The organism is Corynebacterium sp. UMB10119B, assembly GCF_030228125.1.
GTDB classification, from domain to species: Bacteria; Actinomycetota; Actinomycetes; order Mycobacteriales; family Mycobacteriaceae; genus Corynebacterium; species Corynebacterium pseudogenitalium.
Genome location: NZ_JASPBG010000012.1, coordinates 23193 through 43288, shown reverse-complemented (window position 1 = coordinate 43288; position 20096 = coordinate 23193). Strand labels below are relative to the sequence as shown.

At 60.3% G+C, this 20096-nt stretch carries 10 protein-coding genes and 2 tRNA genes; 6 read left to right on the top strand and 6 right to left on the bottom strand.

Going from position 1 to position 20096, the window contains the following annotated elements; all coding sequences use genetic code 11:
• Positions 1 to 19 precede the first annotated feature (19 nt).
• The 3 genes from QP802_RS09250 to QP802_RS09240 all read right to left on the bottom strand — a co-directional run bounded on the left by QP802_RS09250 (position 20) and on the right by QP802_RS09240 (position 3459).
• A complete protein-coding gene (locus QP802_RS09250) occupies positions 20 to 2914 on the bottom strand; it encodes a Rib/alpha-like domain-containing protein (protein ID WP_284818486.1) in 2895 nt (964 codons plus the stop codon).
• Positions 2915 to 2981: 67 nt separating this feature from the next.
• A complete protein-coding gene (locus tag QP802_RS09245; RefSeq protein ID WP_284818484.1) occupies positions 2982 to 3251 on the bottom strand; it encodes a TetR family transcriptional regulator in 270 nt (89 codons plus the stop codon).
• A complete protein-coding gene (locus QP802_RS09240; RefSeq protein WP_070363370.1) occupies positions 3244 to 3459 on the bottom strand; it encodes a CopG family transcriptional regulator in 216 nt (71 codons plus the stop codon). The genes QP802_RS09245 and QP802_RS09240 overlap by 8 nt, the downstream gene beginning before the upstream one ends.
• A gap of 96 nt (positions 3460 to 3555) precedes the next feature.
• Between QP802_RS09240 and gyrA the strand changes: the two genes are divergently transcribed.
• The 6 genes from gyrA to QP802_RS09210 all read left to right on the top strand — a co-directional run bounded on the left by gyrA (position 3556) and on the right by QP802_RS09210 (position 16330).
• Complete coding sequence (gyrA, locus tag QP802_RS09235; protein WP_284818482.1) at positions 3556 to 6120, top strand: DNA gyrase subunit A; 2565 nt, start codon at positions 3556 to 3558, stop codon at positions 6118 to 6120.
• A gap of 3 nt (positions 6121 to 6123) precedes the next feature.
• Positions 6124 to 6468: a DUF3566 domain-containing protein gene (locus QP802_RS09230; RefSeq protein ID WP_070478297.1), complete on the top strand. Its 345-nt coding sequence runs from the start codon at positions 6124 to 6126 to the stop codon at positions 6466 to 6468.
• A gap of 98 nt (positions 6469 to 6566) precedes the next feature.
• Positions 6567 to 6640: transfer RNA gene (locus QP802_RS09225), tRNA-Ile, on the top strand.
• 11 nt (positions 6641 to 6651) lie between these two features.
• Positions 6652 to 6724 (top strand) — tRNA-Ala (locus QP802_RS09220).
• A gap of 377 nt (positions 6725 to 7101) precedes the next feature.
• A complete protein-coding gene (locus QP802_RS09215) occupies positions 7102 to 11475 on the top strand; it encodes a hypothetical protein (protein ID WP_256001464.1) in 4374 nt (1457 codons plus the stop codon).
• Positions 11476 to 11860: 385 nt separating this feature from the next.
• Positions 11861 to 16330, top strand: a complete 4470-nt coding sequence (locus QP802_RS09210; protein WP_284818478.1) for a hypothetical protein — start codon at positions 11861 to 11863, stop codon at positions 16328 to 16330.
• A 100-nt stretch (positions 16331 to 16430) separates the two neighbouring features.
• Here QP802_RS09210 and QP802_RS09205 read toward each other — a convergent pair whose 3' ends face one another.
• The 3 genes from QP802_RS09205 to QP802_RS09195 all read right to left on the bottom strand — a co-directional run bounded on the left by QP802_RS09205 (position 16431) and on the right by QP802_RS09195 (position 20043).
• Complete coding sequence (locus QP802_RS09205) at positions 16431 to 16850, bottom strand: hypothetical protein (RefSeq protein ID WP_070363365.1); 420 nt, start codon at positions 16848 to 16850, stop codon at positions 16431 to 16433.
• Positions 16851 to 17341: 491 nt separating this feature from the next.
• Complete coding sequence (locus QP802_RS09200) at positions 17342 to 19435, bottom strand: YhgE/Pip domain-containing protein (protein ID WP_284818477.1); 2094 nt, start codon at positions 19433 to 19435, stop codon at positions 17342 to 17344.
• Complete coding sequence (locus QP802_RS09195; RefSeq protein ID WP_256001457.1) at positions 19432 to 20043, bottom strand: P-loop NTPase family protein; 612 nt, start codon at positions 20041 to 20043, stop codon at positions 19432 to 19434. Before QP802_RS09195 ends, QP802_RS09200 begins: the two co-directional genes overlap by 4 nt.
• Between the last annotated feature and the right edge of the window lie 53 nt (positions 20044 to 20096).

Below are 20096 nucleotides of genomic sequence, written 5' to 3'. Positions count from 1 at the left end.
CGTCCCCGCGCGAACGGTGTTAGCGAAGCAGCGCGTCGACGTCGACGTACTGCAGCACATAGTTCGCCGCGCCGGCCAGCAGACCGAGCAGCGCGAGCACGCCAACCACGATGCCGATGGTCGCACCCGTGCTCGAGCCCTCCTCCTTCGAGGAGGAGCTGCTGGAGCCATCATTGCTCGACCCGGTGTCACCACCCTTACCGACGTCCACTCCGCCCTCAACCGTGGCCTTCAGCTTGTACTCCTTCGTCGACCAGTCGGGGAACGTCGCGATGACGGTGTAGTCGATAGAGGCGCCAGGCTTCGCGTCCGCCGGAGGCGTGATGGTGACCTCACCCGTGTTCGGATCAGTGGCGAACTTCCAGCCGTCGTACGTACCGTTCGGGCCCGTGAACTTCGTGCCTGCAGGAGCGTTGCCGCTCGGGCGCTGCACGATCGTGCCGCCAGCGTTCACCTTCTGGTTTTCAAAGTCGACGTCGGTCTTGTCCGCCTGGGACTCCTTCGGCTTTGCTGGCGTCGTAGTGTTCGTTGGCTGCTCGCTGGTCGGCTGCTCGCTGGTGGACGGCGCCGTGGTGGTGCGCTCCACGTAGACGGTGACTTCGTGAATCTGCCTTGACTTGTCTGGGAAGACCACGGTGACAGGGAAGCTCACAGTGGTACCAACCGTCGCGTCCGCTGGTGCAGTAATTCGAATCTCACCAGTCTGACTGTTCGTGGTGGCGGACCATCCTTGCTGTGACCCGCTCGGCCCGTTGAACTTCGTGCCTGCCGGGAATTCGCCCTTCGGCTTCAGCGTCACCGAGTTACCCGCGTGCACTGGCGTGCGCGCGTACTCAATCTTGGTCGTCTCATTCTGTGGCCTCGAAGGCTTCGTCGAGGTCGTTGGAGTCGTCGGAGTCGCCTCGCTTGTCGACGCCTCTTCGGTTGTCCGCGGGGCGGACTCCTTCGTGGTCGTCGTTGCCTTGGTTGTTGGCGTTGCCTTGGTAGTCGACGTGGCCGGGGTGGTCGTCTCCGGGGTGGTGGACTTCTCGCTTGTCCGCGGCGCGGACGTGGTCGGCTCGGTCGTCTTGTCGGAAGTCGTCGGCGTAGTCGTTGACGGGTCGGTTGTCCGCGGCGCGGACTCCTCCGAAGTCGGCGTGGACTCCTCAGACGTGGATGGCTCTGTCGTCTTGTCCGAAGTCGTCGGTTTCGTCGTCGTAGCCTCTTCGCTTGTCCGCGGCGTGGACAGTTCCGTGGTTTTTTCCGAAGTCGTCGGGTCGGTTGTCCGCGGCGCGGACTCCTCCGAAGTCGGCGTGGACTCCTTGGTGGAGGTCGTCGGAGTAGTCGTCTCCTTTGCCTTTACGGTGACGTGGAATTTCGTCTCCTGCTTGGAGCCGTCGCGGAAGAAGATCTCGAGGGGAACCGTGAAGTCGAAGTCACGGGCGTGGCTTGGTACTTCAACGGAGACAGCGCCGTCCTTGTCGGTATTGACTTTCACGCCGTTGACGCTCTGGTTCTTCGGGCCGTTGACGGTGGCACCGGTAGGTAGTGCTTCGGTTGGTTTGAACACGCGGTTCTCGCCGGCTTTGACGGTCACGTCCTTGTAGGTGACCTTGAACTTGTCGGACTCGGGGTTGGTTGGTTTCTCGAAGAGGACGACCGCGTTGGTGACGGTGCGGGAACCGTCGGGGAACTCGACGCGGACAGGCACGTTGATCTGGGTGCCTGCGCGGGTGCCCTCTGGGGCGTTGACGGTCACCACACCGGTCGAAGGCTCGATGCCGATTTCCCAACCCGTTGGTGGCGTCGCGTTCATGGCGAACTTGGTGCCATCCGGCACATTTTTGAGAGCAGGGGTGATGGTGGCGGTCTCATCGGCTGGGGATTTCTCCACCGGGTAGTCGACGCTAGCCTTGCTGGACTGCCACACGGGGTCCTTGGTCACCTCGACCTTGGCCTGTACGAAGTCTTGGGATTCGTCGGAGTAGGTGACGATGACGGGCACATTCGCGACGGCACCGGCAGCGAGCGGCTGCTTTGGTGTTGCGGTGATGGTGCCGGTGGAGGCGTCGATAGACAGGTCCCACAACTTGGACTCGCCCATGATCTTAAAGTTGGTGCCTTCGGGCAGCTCAGCGGTCTGCTTGAGGGTGGCCGTCTCGTTACCCGCGATCTGCGCTGTGGTGTACTCCGGTGTGTGCTTCGCGGCGAGGCGGTCGGATGGCGGGGTGGTGTTGCCGTGCTTGTCGGCGACGGTGACTTTGGCGTGCTTGACGTCGGAGGAGCCGTCGGGGAACTCTGCGCGAACTGGGATGGAGAGCCAGGAGCCGTAGCCGATGTCCCCTGGTTTGACGGTGACGGCGCCGGTGGCCTCGTCGACGCTCACGTCCCACTTCTCAATCTTGTCGCTGTTGAGGTAGAACTTCGTGCCCTGCGTGAACGTGCCCGTGGGGGTAACGGTGACACTCTCCTTTGGCTGGACGAGCGAGTCCTTGTACTCGATAGTGGAGGTGTTGGCGTTGTTGTTTCCGCCGGGAACGACGGTCACCTCGGCGTCGTAGGTGGCCGTGGTTTTGTCGGCGAAGAGAACTAAGACGCGGTAGCGCAGTCCCTGGCCGGGGCGCAGTTTCGGTGCAGCCTCGATGGTGACGGTGCCGGTCTTCTCGTCGGTGCTCAGCTTCCAGCCGTCGATGCTGGTCGGGCCGACTGCCTTGGCGCCCTCTGGGAGTGGGACGCTCGGCTCGACGGTGATGGTGCCGCCGGCGGTAATTTCAGCGTTGCGCCATTCGCGCGCTTCCTGTGACTGAGATGCCGAATCTGACGCTGCGGTCGTCTCAGAAGTCGTCTCTTCCGCGCGCAACTGAGGTGCGGCCAGGCCGGCGCCGATCAGTGCCACGGTGGTTGCCAGTACTGCGGTGTACTTTGTAGCGTTCATTGTTCCTCCACCTAGTGTTCTCCAATGGTCCGTGTAAATAGTTGCCAGTGTAGGAGAAAGTGCGCAATTACGCTTCCTCGACCCACCGCAAATAGGTGGTGCCGGCGACGTCAGCGAAGGCCTCGTTGGCTCCGGTCAGGGGGCGCAGGGCCCGGATCGTGTCGGCGAGGCCGCGAGCGGCGGCGTGTGCGGTGTCGTAGACGGGCACACCGTGGAAGTGGGCGCCGGGGACGGCGGCGCAGGCGCAGAGTGCGCCGAAGGAGCGTATTCGCACCTTATATATATGCGCGCATTCGTCGGCGATGGCCAGCAGCTGCTCACTGCTCAGGCTACGCATCGCGGGCCTGCCGGATGCGGCGTTCGGTGTGGGCGTATTCCTGCAGGGTGGTGCGGGCGAGGTTGGTAATGGTGGCGTCGTCAAGAAGGCGGGAGGCGGCGGTGACGATGGCGCGGCGGGCGGCCTCTTGCTTGGAGCAGCCCCATGCGGAGGCGAGCATGATGAGTGCTGTGTCTTCGTCTGTGCTGAGTCGTAGCGTCATAGCCATGCCGTGATGGTATCAGAGTGATACCACGGCGCAGGGGTGATTCGGTGCACAAGGCGCTAGAATCGGTAGGAACCAATGTTTGACGAAAGGTGAGCAATGAGTGATGACACTCTAGGTGGCGGCGGCTCCGACGCCATCCAGCCCATTGACATCAACGAGGAGATGCAGACGAGCTACATCGATTACGCGATGAGCGTGATCGTCGGCCGTGCGCTCCCGGATGTTCGCGATGGCATGAAGCCGGTGCACCGCCGCATCATTTACGCGATGTACGACCACGGCTACCGCCCCGAGCGTTCGTACGTGAAGAGTGCCAAGCCTGTCGCTGACACGATGGGTAACTTCCACCCGCACGGCGACAGCGCCATTTACGACACGCTGGTGCGCATGGCTCAGCCTTGGGCGATGCGTTACCCGCTGGTGGACGGCCAGGGTAACTTCGGTTCCCCGGGTAACGACGGCCCCGCGGCCATGCGTTACACCGAGTGCAAGATGACGCCGCTGGCGATGGAGATGGTCCGCGACATCCGTGAGGACGCCGTGGAGTTCTCCCCGAACTACGACGGCAAGACCCGCGAGCCGGACGTGCTGCCGTCGCGTGTGCCGAACCTGCTGATGAACGGCTCGAACGGTATCGCCGTCGGTATGGCCACCAACATTCCGCCGCACAACTTGAACGAGTTGGCGGAGGCCATCTACTGGATGCTCGACAACTATGACGCGGATGAGCAGGCGGCGCTCGACGCGGTAATGGAGCGAGTGAAGGGCCCGGACTTTCCGACGGCCGGCCTCATCGTCGGCGATCAGGGCATCAAGGACGCCTACACCACAGGCCGCGGTTCCATCCGCATGCGCGGTGTGACCGAGATCGAGGAGATCGGCAACCGCCAGGTCATCACGATTACGGAGCTGCCGTACCAGGTCAACCCTGATAACTTCATCCACAACATCGCGGACCAGGTCGCCGCGGGCAAGATGGCGGGCATCGCCGACATTGATGATGAGTCCTCGGATCGCATCGGCATGCGCATCGTGGTCAGGCTCAAGCGCGACGCCGTGCCGCGCGTGGTGCTCAATAACCTGTACAAGCACTCGCAGCTAGAGACGAACTTCTCCGCTAACATGCTCTCCATCGTCGACGGCGTGCCACGCACGCTGCGCCTCGACCAGATGCTGCGCTACTACGTCAAGCACCAGATCGACGTCATTGTTCGCCGCACCAAGTTCCGCCTGGATGAGGCCGAGAAGCGCGCTCACATCCTGCGCGGCCTGGTCAAGGCGCTCGATGCGTTGGACGAGGTCATCGCCCTGATCCGTCGCTCGCCAACGGTTGACGACGCCCGCCAGGGCCTGATCAAGCTTCTCGACGTCGACGAGATCCAAGCCAACGAAATCCTGGCAATGCAGCTGCGCCGCCTGGCAGCGCTGGAGCGCCAGAAGATCGTCGACGACCTGGCCGAGATCGAGCGCAAGATTGCCGACTACAAGGACATCTTGGCCCGTCCGGAGCGCCAGCGAGAGATCGTTGGCAACGAGTTGCGTGAGATCGTCGAAAAGTATGGCGACGAGCGCCGCACCCAGATCGTGGCCGCGACTGGCGATGTGACCGAGGAGGACCTCATCGCGCGCGAGAACGTCGTGGTCACCATCACCTCCACCGGCTACGCGAAGCGCACGAAGGTGGATGCGTACAAGTCGCAGAAGCGCGGCGGCAAGGGTGTCCGCGGGGCGGAACTGAAGCAGGACGACGTGGTGAAGCACTTCTTCATCTGCTCCACCCACGACTGGATCCTGTTCTTCACCAACTTCGGCCGCGTGTACCGCCTCAAGGCTTACGAGCTGCCGGAGGCGGGCCGTACCGCTCGCGGCCAGCATGTGGCGAACCTGCTGGAGTTCCAGCCGGAGGAGCGCATCGCTCAGGTCATCCAGATCCAGTCCTACGAGGACGCCCCGTACCTGGTCCTGGCTACCCGCGACGGCCGCGTGAAGAAGTCCCGCCTGACCGACTACGAGTCGGCGCGTTCCGCGGGCCTCATCGCGATCAACCTCAACGAGGGCGACGCCCTGATCGGCGCCGCGCTTGCCGGCGAGGAGGACGACCTGCTGCTCGTCTCTGAGCAGGGACAGGCCATCCGCTTCACCGCCGACGACGACCAGCTGCGCCCAATGGGCCGCGCGACCGCCGGCGTGAAGGGCATGCGCTTCCGCGGCGACGACAAGCTGCTCGCGATGACCGTGGTCCAGGACGGCGAGTTCCTGCTCGTCGCTACCGCTGGCGGCTACGGCAAGCGCACCGCGATCGAGGAGTACAACACCCAGGGCCGTGGCGGCATGGGCGTCATGACCTTCAAGTACACCCCGAAGCGCGGCAAGCTGATCGGCGCCCTGGCGGTCGATGAGGAAGACCAGATCTTCGCCATCACCTCCGCCGGCGGCGTAATCCGCACCGAGGTCAACCAGATCCGTCCGTCCTCCCGCGCCACGATGGGCGTCCGCTTGGTCGACCTCGCGGATGACGTCGAGCTGCTGGCCATCGACAAGAACGTCGAGGAGCAGGGCGAAGAGGAGGCAACCGCGGTTGCCAAGGGCGAGAAGACGATTGAGGAAGCCAAGGAGCAGACCTCCTCGTCCATCTCCGCCTCGCCGAAGGATGGGGAGTAAACCATGGCCGCCCGCAAGATAGTGGTGCGGCGCGTGGGTGTCGCCTCCGTGTTTAAGGTGGCGACGATCCTCGCCCTCGTCGGCTTCGTCGCGTGGATGCTGGGCGCGGCCATCGTCTACTACGGCCTCGCGCAGACTGGGGTCATTGACTCCTTGAACTCGCTGGTCAGTGGCGTCGGCGGCGACCAAGTTATCGACGCCACCCTGGTCATGTCCGCAGCCGGCCTCTTCGGGCTCATCGGCGTGGTGTTCATCGCGGTGATGGCCCCGCTGACGGCGTTGCTCTACAACGCCATCGCGGACTTGGTCGGCGGCGTCACCCTGGTGATGTCCAACAGGGCGCGATAGCCGTGAGATACCTACCGCTATAACAACTATAAAAACACCGCTTGTACTGGCGATTTGTCAAAGGTTATAGTGGTAGGTAATCTTACTTCTCGTTCCCAGGGCCTATAGCTCAGTCGGTTAGAGCGCATCGCTGATAACGATGAGGTCGCAAGTTCGATTCTTGCTAGGCCCACAGGAACAAAAGGGGCATTAGCTCAGTTGGTAGAGCACCTGCTTTGCAAGCAGGATGTCAGGAGTTCGATTCTCCTATGCTCCACAGGTTCACCCTGGTCTCCGGTCCGGAGGCCAGGGTTTTTTCGTATGGTTCTTCATGCGTTGACATGTGTCCCCCCTGTTTGGTGGCAGTGATGTTTTGAGTGTGATAGATCACGTTTTTGTTGCATACTTTGACAGGTTTTGTGAAGGTGCTGGTCAGGGGGTTTTTGGGGGTTGTGGGGTGTGGTTTTGTGGGTTGTGGTGGTGGTTTTGTGGTGGTGGGGGTGTAGTGGACTACTTTCAGGGAGATTTTTGTGATTGAATAAATGTCTGTCAGTTTGTGGATCCGTGTTCAGATGGTCTTCAGGCTGCTTCGAATATCTCCTACGATTTTTAAGGATTGAGCCGTTGCAAAACGCACATCTTAAGAAGCGAATCATGGCCGGCCTGATTTCAGGCGCAATGATTGCAGGTGGCGCTGTTGTCGTCGCCCCGGACGCAAGCGCAGACGATCGCATTACGGGTACGTACTCCGCACTGCCGAGCGACAAGTACGATGAGGCGCTGCGCTTTAACACTGAGCAGATCAAGATGCTCACGAATCAGAATGATTACCAGGCCATGCTGAAGACCTGGATGCAGGTCACCCCGATGGGCCCGGGCTGGTGCATTGATCTTGAGAAGCCGCAGCCAAACCTGCAGACCCAGGGCTACGAGCTGCGCAAGCTGGACGGCATGTCCGGCCTGTACGGCTTCAACGGCTTTAACGGCGACCTTGGTATTAACGCAGACATCGAGACGGCAGCGATCTCGCTGACGAAGTCGATGCTGAAATCCTGGTACGAGCGCAACTTTGAGGACGTCAAGAAGAAGAACGTCGCGCTGCAGGCCCTGCTGTCGAACAACAAGAGCGTTCTGGACGGCCAGCGTTCCTACATCATGAACGGCCAGACCCAGAACGGCGTTCGCGTCACCAACCAGGAGTTCACCCAGTGGACCGGTTTCCGCATCAGCGCTGTCTTCGGCGGCACCCAGGAGTTCCAGCCGAACTTCGCACTGATCAAGGATGAGGCTGCGTTCAGCCGCGTCTCCAGCACCGTCCGTGCTGGCGAGTACGTCACCATCCTGCTGCCGAAGGATTACAACATCTACCAGGATGGCCGCGAGGCAACCTTCCAGCGTCTGATCCCTCCGACCCAGCCGGGCCTGGACGGCTTCTACCCACGCCCAGGCGGCGGCAACGGCGGCGGCACTGTGACCACCACCGTGACGGTTCCTGGTGAAGCTGGTGTCACCTCCACCGTGACCGAGACCGGCCGCCCGACCATCACGCACACTGTGTACAAGGATGGCGGTGTCGAGCGGGAGACGGTGACCGTTCGTCCGACGGTGACGAAGACCAACGAGCGGCAGGAAGTTCACTACAAGACGGTTGAGGTCGCTCCGGAAACGGAGACCGTGACGCATGAGGTAGTGAAGCCTGCTGTTACCGTCACCGAGTTCGAGCAGGGCGGACCAACGTCCACCGCCACTGAGACCGTCACGGAAGATCCGCGCGTCATCGTCGTGGAGAAGCGTGACCCGGTAACCGTCACCGAAACTGCAACGGCGAAGCCGACGATCACCGAGACCGACAAGGTCCAGCCGAAGGTCACGGTTACTGAGCCTGTCTACGTCACCGAGACGAAGAATGTCGCGCCGAAGACCGAGACGAAGACGGTCACCGCTGCGCCGAAGACCGAGACGAAGGTCGTTGACACGACCGTCACCCGTGTTTCCGAGAAGCACGAGACCACCACGATCGAGCGTCGTTATTCCCAGTTCAACTACTTCTACGACTTCTCCAACACGAGCGAGTCGAAGGTTATTGAGCCGAAGAACCTGGGTAACTGGACCATCGAGTTTGTCGACGACTCCAACGGCCTGGTCGAGGTCACCAAGGAAAACAACCGCCTCGTTATCACCCCGAAGAAGCAGGGTGAGGGCGACGTCCGCATCATCATCAAGGATGGTAACGGCAACCGCCACGAGTACCGCATCCACGTGGTGAACAAGGATTCCGAGAAGACCACCGAGAAGACTGTTCGCGTGGACAACCACTTCTTCAACGTCGGGGTTACTGGCCTTGACCAGTCCATCACGATCCCAGAGGGCTGGAAGTACGAGGTCACCGAGGGCAAGGACCTGATCACCACCACCCAGGATGGCAACACCCTGAACGTGAACGTCAATGCCGGCGTGATCACTGGCAAGGTGAAGGTCAAGGTCTACGAGGTTGACAAGGACGGCAAGCCAACCGGTAACGAGCAGAACTACGAGTTCAACATCGATACCAAGCCGAACAAGTACAACCAGTCCCGCGTGATCGGTAACATCTCCTCGTACAAGATCGAGGTAGACAACATCGTCGGCGAGCCTGAGATTCTCAAGGGCAAGGACATTGTTGAGTCCCTGGAGAAGAAGGGTGACCACTGGGTACTGACCCCGAAGGCTGGCCAGACCGGCACCGTGATTGTCCGCGCCAAGAACGACAAGGGCGAAACCTTCACGTTCACCCTCGAGGTTCGCGACGGCCGTAACGTCCTGATCGACTCCGAGACGGAGCTCATTACCGTTGGCGGCGAGGTTAAGATCACGGGTGAGGAAGGCGACAAGCTCGAGATCGCCCGCGGTAAGGATCTCGTCGACCCAGCTCAGCTTGAGGGCACCGGCGAGTGGACCCTGAAGCCGAGCAAGGACGGCCTGATCGTTGCACACGTCAAGGATGCCGAGGGCAACCTGGTCGCGGTTTACACGATCATCGTGACGCCACAAGAGGCGAAGCCTGCGACACAGCCAGTCGACTACACGATTTCGAACCGCAACACGGCGGTCCTGACGAAGGGTGTGACCTCCAACGACTTCGTATTCCCAGAGGGTGAAGATAACTTCAGCTGGGTTCAGGATCAGGACAATCCTGACAAGTACTACCTGATGCCGAACCCTGACTTCGAGGGTGACATCAAGGTCGTCGAGCAGTCCAAGGGTGGCCATGCGCTGATCGAGTACACGATCCACGTCAAGCCTGCTAAGGTTCACGAGTTCGACGCCGTCACGGTTCCAGACAACTCGGAGCAGCCTGCGCCTGTGCTGTCCCAGCCTGACAAGCAGAAGCTCGTCGTGGTGTCTGGTAAGGACCTGATCGACGGCGACGTCAACGAAGCTGGCGACGGCAAGATCAAGATCAAGGAAGGCGTTTCCGGAAAGATCGTCCTCGAGGTCCAGAACTCCCGTGGCCTGCCGGTTTCCCGCTACACCTACAATGTTGAGCTGACGAAGCCGAACAAGTCCGAGTTCAAGATCACCTCGGATGACAAGTTCACCACCGAGCTCAACCCTGGCGACAAGCTCACCGTCGTCGAAGGCGATGACCTCGTTGACGTGACGCAGAATGGCGACGAGTGGACCGTCACGCCGAAGGACGGCGCTCAGGGCAAGGTAGTCCTCGACGTCACCGATAAGGACGGCAAGGTCTACAAGAAGTTCATCTTGGATATCACCAAGGGAACCGGTAGCGGCTCCGACTCCTCCAACAACTCCGTTGTTGAGCACAAGATCACGGAGCAGGGCACCTTCGACGTCACCATTGTCAACAACAACAAGTACGAGGTTGTTGAGGGCAAGGAATACGTCACCGTCGTCAACGACACCGACAAGCGCTTCGAGCTCCGCATCAACGAGAACACCGAGGGCAAGAAGGTTGTTGTCGTTGAGAAGAACAACGGCAAGGTTGTGAAGACGCACAACATCACCATCACCAAGAGCGGTGGTGTGCTGAAGTTCGTCGAGGAGCGTCGTGTCTACCAGCCGAAGCTGACCGACAAGATCACCACGGGCGAAGGCAACACCTTCCGTGTCCTTCGTGGTAAGGACCTCATCGAGGAGATCCCGACGCACCCAGGCAGCTTCAACGTGAAGCCTCTGCCACAGAAGTCTGGTCGCGTCCTCATCGAGGAAGTTGACCAAGCTGGCAACCCGGTTCGCATCATTGAGATCGACGTCCCGGCTACGTCCGAGGGCAACATCATCGGCAAGCCAGGCAACCACGATGTCAGCCCGAACCCAGATGGTTCCTGGAAGATTGTCGTTCCTGGCGGCGGCGCAACCGACATTGAGATTTGCTCTGGTTCGAACTGCAAGCCGGTCGACCCGGACATGATTGTCACGAACCCGGACGGGTCCATCACGATCAAGCCTGGTAAGGGCGGCATCGAGAAGGACACCACCCACATCACGTTCATCCCTCAGGTGAACGGTCAGCCGCAGACGCGAGTTCGAATCAATGTCGAGCTCACGGGTAAGGATGTGGCTACCTCTTCCGACGGCAAGTGCATCGCATCCCTCGTGGGCATCGCTTCGCCGCTGCTGCTCCTGATCCCGCTGGGTATCCTGTCCCAGGTTCGCGTCCCGGGCCTTGAAGGCGTCCAGGGCAAGCTGAACGCCGCTGTCCGCGAGGCAAACGACCGCATCCAGCGTGGCCTGGGCATCTACGACCGTGACCGCGCAGAGCGCGCTGCGGGCCTCCAGGGCGCATTCAACGTAGTCAACCCAGAGATGGTCGGCCTCGCAGCCGGTGCTCTTGGAACGATTACTGCGGGCCTCCTGATCGTGGACGCTGTGCTCCGCTCCTGCGGACAGGGCGACAAGACCTCGTCCTACCAGATTGGTAAGGCAACGGGTAACGACACCCTCATTTACGGTTCTTCCAAGAAGAACGACGTAATCAGGACTGCGACCCCGGTCCCTACCACTGAGGCTCAGCCTGAGAAGTAATTTCGCCTAGCAGAAGGCCCCTTCCACGTCCGGAAGGGGCTTTTTGGTGTTCATCGAGGTGAGCACGATGACATGTGTCCCCCCTGTTTGGTGGCAGTGGTGTTTTGAGTGTGATAGATCACGTTTTTGTTGCATACTTTGACAGGTTTTGTGAAGGTGCTGGTCAGGGGGTTTTTGGGGGTTGTGGTGTGTGGTTTTGTGGGTTGTGGTGGTGTTTTTGTGGTGGTGGGGGTGTAGTGGACTACTTTCAGCGAGATTTTTGTGATTGAATAAATGTCTGTCAGTTTGTGGATCCGTGTTCAGATGGTCTTCAGGCTGCTTCGAATATCTCCTACGATTTTTAAGGATTGAGCCGTTGCAAAACGCACATCTTAAGAAGCGAATCATGGCCGGCCTGATTACAGGCGTCATGGCCGTTAGTACCGTGCACGTTGCTGCGCCGAACGCAAGCGCAGACATTGCTGTTACAAGCCAGTACGATCAGCTCTCCCAAGAAGAACTGCAGAAGGTCTTTGAAGGCCAGCAAATCTGGAAAGAGAAGATCCCGAAGGGCCAGAACGCTCTCGGCTTGCTGGCTACCCAGTACGGCCCGGGCTGGTGCATCGACTGGGGCGTCGATAACCCATGGAACAACCCGAAGGGTTACTCCTTCCGTAAGCTGACCGGCCAGTCCGGCCGCTACGGTGTTGGCAACCGTATCAACCCGGATGTTGAGAAGGGTGCCATCAACTTGATGAAGGCCGTTCTCGAGGACCAGGAGAAGGGCAACATCGAGGGCGTTAAGCGCAAGATGATGTACATGCAGGCGTTGGTGTCCAACAACCTTGCATACCTCAACGAGGTTCGCCCGAACCTGATGGGTGACGCGATGTTCACCCAGCTGACTGGTTTCGAGATTCGCTACAAGCGCGTTGATCGGGCAAACCCGGGGCCGAACTACTACCTCGTCGTCAACGAGCAGGCGATGCAGAAGATTCGTAGCTCCGTCAAGGCCAGCGAATACATCGTTGTTCTGATGCCGAACAACTACAACCTGAACTTCAGCTGGCGGCGTGAGTACACTTCCCAGCGTCTGATCACGCCGTACCAGCCAGGTCTGGAGAAGCCGAAGCCGCCACAGCCGCAGGAGCCTCACTACACGAACACGACAGTGACGCTGCCGAAGAGCACGGTGACCACCGTCGTGACGGTCCCAGAGACGACCGTAACCCGCTGGGAGGAAATCCCGCCAACCACCAAGGTGACGACCGTAACGAAGCCGGCGGAGACGAAGACCACCACGGTTACTCACGAGCCGTCGACGGTAACGACGACCAAGCGTGAAAACGGCAAGGACGTCACGGTCACGAAGACCATCACGCCGGAGCCGTCGATTGTTGAGACGGTTGTTCCAGGCTCGACGGTCACCAACACGACGACCGTTACTGAGCGCCCAGTCGTGACCACGGTCAAGGAGCACGTCACCCCGACGACGGAGACCCACTACACGACCGTCCCAACGACGGTTGAGGTCACCCCGTCTGACGTCACCGAGACGAAGACCGAGCAGTCCACCGTTACGACGACTTCCACGAACGTCAACGTTCAGGAGATCATCAAGGAGTACTACACCCGGATCGAGAAGGAAGTCTACGAGATCCACAACACGATTGACATCCGTCACAAGGACGAGAAGAAGATCCTTGACATGGGCGATCTGAAGAAGCAGGGCTACTCCTGGCGCATCACGAAGGGCGAAGACCTCGTGATCGTGGATCGCGATAAGGACAACAACCTGATCATCAAGCCGAAGGATGACTTCAAGGGATCCGGTGTTGTTGAGATCGTCGTTACCGATGAGAACGGCAACGAGTACATCTACGAGCTGCAGATCAACGATCGCACTGGTGAGGTCGAGCACCTCAACAAGATCGTGAACAACTACTTCTACAACATCAACCAGGGTGGCTCTGATCGCACCAAGATCATCACGCTGGACAAGGGTGACAAGGTCGAGGTCCTCGAGGGTGGCGACATCGCGACCGTGAAGGACGATGGTGCTGGCAAGCTCATCATCACCCCGAAGGACAAGGATGTTCACGGTGAGGTGATCGTCAAGATCACGTCGAAGAACGGTGAAGAGAAGCAGAACATCATCACCATTGAGAACATCAACTCCACCTACAAGGTGACCCGCGAGATCCTCAACACCTCCGTGGGCTTCGTTGAGCGTCGTGGTGGTACCAAGTTCGAGATCACCTCCGACGAGAACAAGGTCATCAAGGAGATCGTCGAGGACGGCGACAACTGGAAGATCGTTCCGAACGAAGGCGCTGAAGGCGAAGCAACCGTCACCTTCACCGACAAGGACGGCCGCACTTACGAGTTCACGTTCATCGTCAAGAAGGACGTGAATGCTGGCCCGGACATCCGTGACCGTCTCATCAACCCCGATGGCAAGGTCGAGATCGAGCGCCGCGACAACTACACCATCAAGATTGTCAGCGGCGAAGACTACGCGAAGATCATTGAAGAGAATGGCAAGTGGGTCGTGAAGCCGACCGACGCAGCTGCCAATAACCTTCAGGGCAGCCTTGTCGTCGTTCAGGTGAACGACGACAAGGGTGAGCTGAGCAACATCTGGAACATTCAGATTAACCCTGCTCTCAACCAAGACACCTTCGAGAAGCGCGTGCTGAAGCGTGAGACGGTTGATCGTTCGTACATGACGATTAACGCTGGCAACGCCACGAACAACAACCTCACCATCACTGAGGGTGAGGACTTGGTCGTCAAGGATGAGGAGAATACGAAGACCAACGACAACGGTGACACCACCGATTTGCGCTTCCGCTTCAAGCCGGGCACGAAGGGCCAGGTCAAGATCCAGGAGACGATGCGTTGGCTCGACGTAGAGGATATTCCTGAGGGTTCCACCGTCGCTGACGAGAGCCTGCTCGACCCGAACAATGATAACCCGAAGAAGCCGAAGATCATTGTTGATAAGGCTCCGAAGAACAAGGACGGCAAGCGGTACGTTGACCTTGTCATCACCGAGTGGGTTGTTGATGTCGAGCCGGGTCACGTCCAGGAGCTGAACCACGAGTTCACCACTGACAACGACCTGACGATTCAGGGCACCGACCTCAAGCTCATCAAGGGCGAGGAGCTGCTGAAGTCGAAGCCTGAAGAAGGTTCCATCATGAAGCTGGAGCCGAACCGTGAGGCAGAAGGCACCGTTGTTGTCGAGAACCGCACGAACGACGGCTACGTCTTCGAGCGCTACACCATCAACTTCAAGCCTGGTCGTGACTTGAACAAGGTCATCAAGCGCGTGATCACGACGGATAGCACCGCGAAGCTGGCCCGCTACGAGAACGACAAGGTCTTCAAGGTCCTCGAGGGTACCCTTGCTGACGGTAAGGACATCACCAGCGAGTTCAAGAAGTACTTCAAGTACTCCGAGGAGACGAACGAGTTCCAGCTCGTGCCGCTCGAGGCAGCGATCGGCAAGGTCTTCACCTTCCAGGTCGCTGACGACCGTGGCGTGTACGCGAACTACGAGTTCACCGTCGGCGCTGGCGAGAACAAGAGCAACCGCACCTTCGAGATCCCAGAATCGTCCGAGTTCCGCGTGCTGCAGATCAACCCGAACACCATGGTGTGGGTCAGTGGTTCCGAGAACTTCACGACGAACGTCGAGGACAGCGGTTCCGTCGACGGCAAGAGCAACAAGATCAGCGAGTGGGTTGCGAAGCCGGCGAAGGGTTCGGCTGGCAAGTCCGGCATCGTGCAGGAAGTCGACCCAGAGGGCAACGTTGTTAACCGTTACACGCTGAACATCACGGCGCCGAAGGTCCGTAAGTTCGATGAGGTTCAGAAGGGCGCTCTTGTTGGTGAGACGCTGACCATCGAGAAGAAGGACAAGGACAACACCCTGGCCATCGTCAAGGGTCGCGACCTTGTCGAAGGCGTGAGCGAGGATAACTCCAAGTTCACCTTGAAGAACGAGGCTGCAAACCAGTCTGTGGTTGTTGAGGAGTACAACGCCAACGGTGACTTGGTGACTCGATACACCATCTCTGTGCTGCCAAAGGGCTGGTCCACTTCCGAGGGTGCGAACATCGCTGACCCGAACAAGCTCTTTGTCATTAAGAAGAACGAGAAGACCGGCGTCATCACCATCGAGCTCAACCCTGACTCTGGCGTGAAGCTTGACCTGAGCAAGGTTGACTTCGACATTGTCGGCGGTAAGGCGACGAAGGAGTTCAAGGACGGCAAGTGGATTATCACCCCGGAGAAGAATGGCAATCTCACCATCGTGCCGATCTTCCCGAACTCTGCTCAGGGTGCTCCAGTCGATGTTGAGGTAAATGTCACCGCTACGAACGAAACCAAGGGTTCCTCGAACGCGAACTTCAAGGACCCGAAGTGCATCGCTGGTCTGGTCGGCATGGCGTCGCCACTGCTGCTGCTGATCCCGCTGGGCATCCTCTCCCAGGTCCGCGTTCCGGGCCTCGAGAGCCTGAGCGCACAGGTCAACGCAGCCATCAAGCGCGCTAACGATGACATCCAGCGTGGCCTGGGTATCTACGACCGCGACCGCGCAGAGCGCGCAGCCGGCCTGCAGGGTGCGTTCCAGGTAGCGAACCCACAGATGATCGGCCTCGCAGGTGGCGCCCTCGGTGCCATCACCGCCGGCCTGATCATCATGGACGTTGTCCTGCGTAGCTGTGGTGTGGACGAAGCAACGTCCTCCTACCAGCTGGGCAAGGCAACCGGCAACCAGACCCTGATTGACGGTTCCTCCAAGAAGGACGATCAGGGCACCGAGGAAGCAAAGCCTGCCGAGGACAAGCCAGCGGAGAACAACTAACGTTGACTCCGTCTCAGGCTGAGGTCAGGGCATAACAAAACCCGGCCCGCACACCACACGGTGCGCGGGCCGGGTTTTCTCTTGCAGTAAAGGGAATCGGCTACTTCCGCTTCTTCGGCAACGCCATCAGCGCCGCACCCATCGAAACCAGCCACGAATCCTTCGCCAGGGAAAGGCCATCGTGGGAAGGACGGATGCCGTCGTCCTCGGTCATGGCGTCGTTGTTGAAGTACATCGTCAACATGCCAGCGCCAAACGAGCCAAGGGCCGCACCGGCGAGACGGTTGCTCACAAAGGGGGCGAGCAGCGCGCCGGCCACCGCTGCCTCAGAGACAGCGAGACCCTTGCCGAACTGCTCCGGATCCAACTTGCCAAGCGCAGGGATGCCCGTGGCAGCCATGCCTTGGAGGCCCTCGGCGGCCTCGCGGTTGAGGCCGAACTTGCCCAGGGCAGAGTTCAAAATGAAAAGCCCCGTCGGGACGCGCAGGGCAACGGATGCAAGCTTTGCGGATGTAGACATAGTGTGCTCCTTCGTTATTGGTAGATCGCAATGTGTGTTGACGCATCAACAATGTTGCGAGTCTACCAGCCGAAGAAATCACCTGCAGAAGGGGGAGCGCACCACATTCGTGACTTTCCCCTAGGTGGCATACGCGTTTTCCCAGGTCGCTAAACGCGCAAGGGGGAATTTGGTGCGCAGGCCAAGCATCACGACACCACATTCCCGAATCTCGAAAAGGCGCCGCGGCGTTTCCCCAGGTCGTCAACTCCACGAGGGGGAATTTGGTGCACTCCCCCTCACCTCAGTGCCAAAGGACGCAACTCCCTCTTCACGACCTGGGCTTTTATCCCATCCCCCAACAAGAATTGCGTCCTTTGGCACTGGCATCCCCTGCCCAGACACCAAATTCCCGAATTCCCCCGAAAAGGCGCCGCAGCGTTTCCCCAGCTCACCGAACCCCCAAATAGGAATGTGGTGCCAGGGACCAGGCCCCAGCGCCCACACACCCCCTACAACGCCAGCTCTGGGTGGATGTCCTTGTCGTTGAGGATGCGACGCTTCCACATGCCCCACGCGCTGATCAACCACGCGGCCACGGCGAGCAGTGTGAGGACCACGATGGCGCGCAGCAGGCGCGGGTCCTCGGCGTGGGTGCCGAAGAAGGCGACGCGGATCATATCCACGGTAAAGCGCATCGGGTCCCAGGCGTGGACCCACTGGATGAACCCTGGCTGCACTTCGGGCGGGTAGAGGCCGTTGGAGGCCACCAGCTGGAGGGACATGAGCGCCATGGTGACCAGTCTGCCGGTGGCGGGGCCGAAGACCATGTTGATGGCCAGGATGAGGGACATGAACACCCAGGAGCCGAACCACAGCACGCCGAACAGGCCGAGTGGGTGCTTCGGCTCGACGCCGATCGCGACGACCTGCACGAGCCACAGCAGCACGGCCTGCACGAAGCCGACGATCAGGGACGGCAGCAGGGTGTGGGCGACCATGCGGAAGGGGTTGGTGCCGGAGTCGATGACGCGGCGTGAGAACGGCGCGAGGATCATGTAGAGCACCAGGCCGCCGATCCACAGGGAGAGGGACAGGAAGAAGGGGGAGAGGCCCTTGCCGAAGAAGGTGAGTTCGTCGCCGGTGTTGTTGTGTACGACGGGGTTACCGGCGGCCTCGGTGGCTTTCTCGAGGCGGTCGCCTTCCCAGGTTGGGGCTTTGTCGGCGCCTTCGTTGAGTTTGAGGCTGAGTTCGCCGGTGCCGTCGCTGAGGGTGACCAGGCCGTCGTTCAGGTCGTTGAGGCCGACGACGAGCTGGTTGGAGCCGCCCGCGAGTTTGGAGGTGCCTTCGGCTGCGGAGTTGGCTCCCACGACGAGGCGGGAGGAGCCGTCCTTCAGCTTGCCGACGCCCACCACCAGCGTGCCGGAGCCGTCGTGCAGCATCTGCAGACCCTGGGCGAGCGTTTGCGCGCCGGAGACGGCTTGCTCGACACCGGCGCGGTACTTGGCGGTAGGGTCGTTGAGCTGGGTGGACAGCTCTTGGGCGCCGTTGCGCAGCCTGGTCAGGTCGTTGATCATCTGCGGGTTCATGGCAACGAACTGGTCGCCGTTGAGCTGAGCTTTCAGGCCGCGCGCCTGGTTGGCCAGGTCGGAGGCGCCGGGAACTGGGGTGGCGTCGAGTTGGCGGATGGCCTGGTCCAGGGTGGCGTTGATGCTGTTGAAGGTGTTCTGGGCCACGTTGAGCTGGTCCGTGATGGAGGTCAGCTTGCCTACACCGCCGGCGATGGCGGCGGCTCCGGCGCCGAGCTGGGCGGTGCCGTCTTGGAGGGCGGAGAGGCCATCGGCAAGCTTGTTGGCGCCTTGGGAGGCTTCGCCGAGCTTCTCGTTGAGGGTGTTGGCGCCCTGTTGGAGTTCGCCGATGCCGGAGTCGAGTTGCTGCGCGCCGTCGGCGAGCTTCTTGATGCCGTTGTCGAGCTCCCCGACGCCGCCGTTGAGCTTGCCGGCGCCGTCCTTCAGTTTGCCGCTGCCGTCTTTGGCTTTGTTGGCGCCGTCGTCGAGTTGGTCGGCGCCGTCGGCGGCTTTCACCATGCCGTCGTGGATGGTGTTGAAGCCGACGAAGAGCTGGTTGACCACCTCTTTACTCACGCTCTCTGAGATGACGGAGCTCATGATCAGGGTCACCTGGTTGCCCAGCATGGTGGGGATAAACCCGTTGGTCTCGTTGAGGGAGATGTTGAGTTTCGCCTGGTGGGGGTTGTCGGACTTGACGGATTCGGCGGCCTCGGAGAAGTCGCTTGGGATCTCCACGCCGAGGTAGTAGGTGCCGTCGGCAACGCCCTTTTGGGCTTCCTCCGCGCTGACGAGGCGGAAGTCCATGGGTTGCTCGTCCATGAGCTCTTCGACCACGGTAAGGCCGTGCTCACCCTCGTCCGAGTTGACCAGGGCGACGGGCATCTTGTGCAGGTTGCCCAGCGGGTCGTAGTAGGACCAGACGAACAACCCGCCGAAGAGCAGCGGGATGAGCGTGATGGCGATGATGGCGAGCGGCGGCAGTTTGCCGTGACCGAACTTTCGGAAGTTGCTGCCGATGTGCAGCCCTGCGATCATAGGTCCTCCTTGTTCACGCTGTTGACCAGCACTGGTTTGAGTTCTGCGACGTCGCGCAGGTTGTCGATGAATTCTTTGCGCAGCTCAAAGTTACGCAGCTGGTCGGGGTCGTCGACGATGATCAGCGGCGCGTCGGGTCGCGCGATGAGCGCGAGCAGTACACGCAGCCGCATCCGATCGACGATGCTGAGGTCGCCGATGCCGAGCTTGAGTTTGTCCTCGTCCAGGTCGAATTGGAGGGGTTCCAGCCAGGGTTCGACAAGTTCGTGGCCGAGCAGGTCACGCGGGATGCGCCGGAAGAACGGCAGCTCCCAGGAGATCTGCTCCCGGATGATTTCTTTTGTGGGTACGGAGCGCTCGACAGAGTCGATGAGCGGGATGCCGGCCAGAGCGATCTCGGGGAAGCGCTGGCGGGCGGTGGTGGGCTCGTCGAAAAGCTCGATGGTGCCGCTGTGCGGTTCGTAGCGGCCGGCGAGCGCCATACTCAGTGTGGACGCGCCGGACTCGCGCGGCGATGTGACCAGCGTGAACCCTTCGCCAACCTCGAGGTTGACCGGGTTGTTCCCTGGGCGCACGACGACGTCGACGGCTCGTAGGATGCAGTCCATTGAACACCTACTTTGGTTGATTTTCGTTGCAGAATGGTGCTAAGCGTAGGATT

Excerpts from the sequence above, each read along its gene's own strand:
- QP802_RS09250 (WP_284818486.1), bottom strand. The coding sequence starts at position 2,914 with ATGAACGCTACAAAGTACACCGCAGTACTGGCAACCACCGTGGCACTG.
- QP802_RS09245 (WP_284818484.1), bottom strand. The coding sequence starts at position 3,251 with ATGCGTAGCCTGAGCAGTGAGCAGCTGCTGGCCATCGCCGACGAATGC.
- QP802_RS09240 (WP_070363370.1), bottom strand. The coding sequence starts at position 3,459 with ATGGCTATGACGCTACGACTCAGCACAGACGAAGACACAGCACTCATC.
- gyrA (WP_284818482.1), top strand. The coding sequence starts at position 3,556 with ATGAGTGATGACACTCTAGGTGGCGGCGGCTCCGACGCCATCCAGCCC.
- QP802_RS09230 (WP_070478297.1), top strand. The coding sequence starts at position 6,124 with ATGGCCGCCCGCAAGATAGTGGTGCGGCGCGTGGGTGTCGCCTCCGTG.
- QP802_RS09215 (WP_256001464.1), top strand. The coding sequence starts at position 7,102 with ATGGCCGGCCTGATTTCAGGCGCAATGATTGCAGGTGGCGCTGTTGTC.
- QP802_RS09210 (WP_284818478.1), top strand. The coding sequence starts at position 11,861 with ATGGCCGGCCTGATTACAGGCGTCATGGCCGTTAGTACCGTGCACGTT.
- QP802_RS09205 (WP_070363365.1), bottom strand. The coding sequence starts at position 16,850 with ATGTCTACATCCGCAAAGCTTGCATCCGTTGCCCTGCGCGTCCCGACG.
- QP802_RS09200 (WP_284818477.1), bottom strand. The coding sequence starts at position 19,435 with ATGATCGCAGGGCTGCACATCGGCAGCAACTTCCGAAAGTTCGGTCAC.
- QP802_RS09195 (WP_256001457.1), bottom strand. The coding sequence starts at position 20,043 with ATGGACTGCATCCTACGAGCCGTCGACGTCGTCGTGCGCCCAGGGAAC.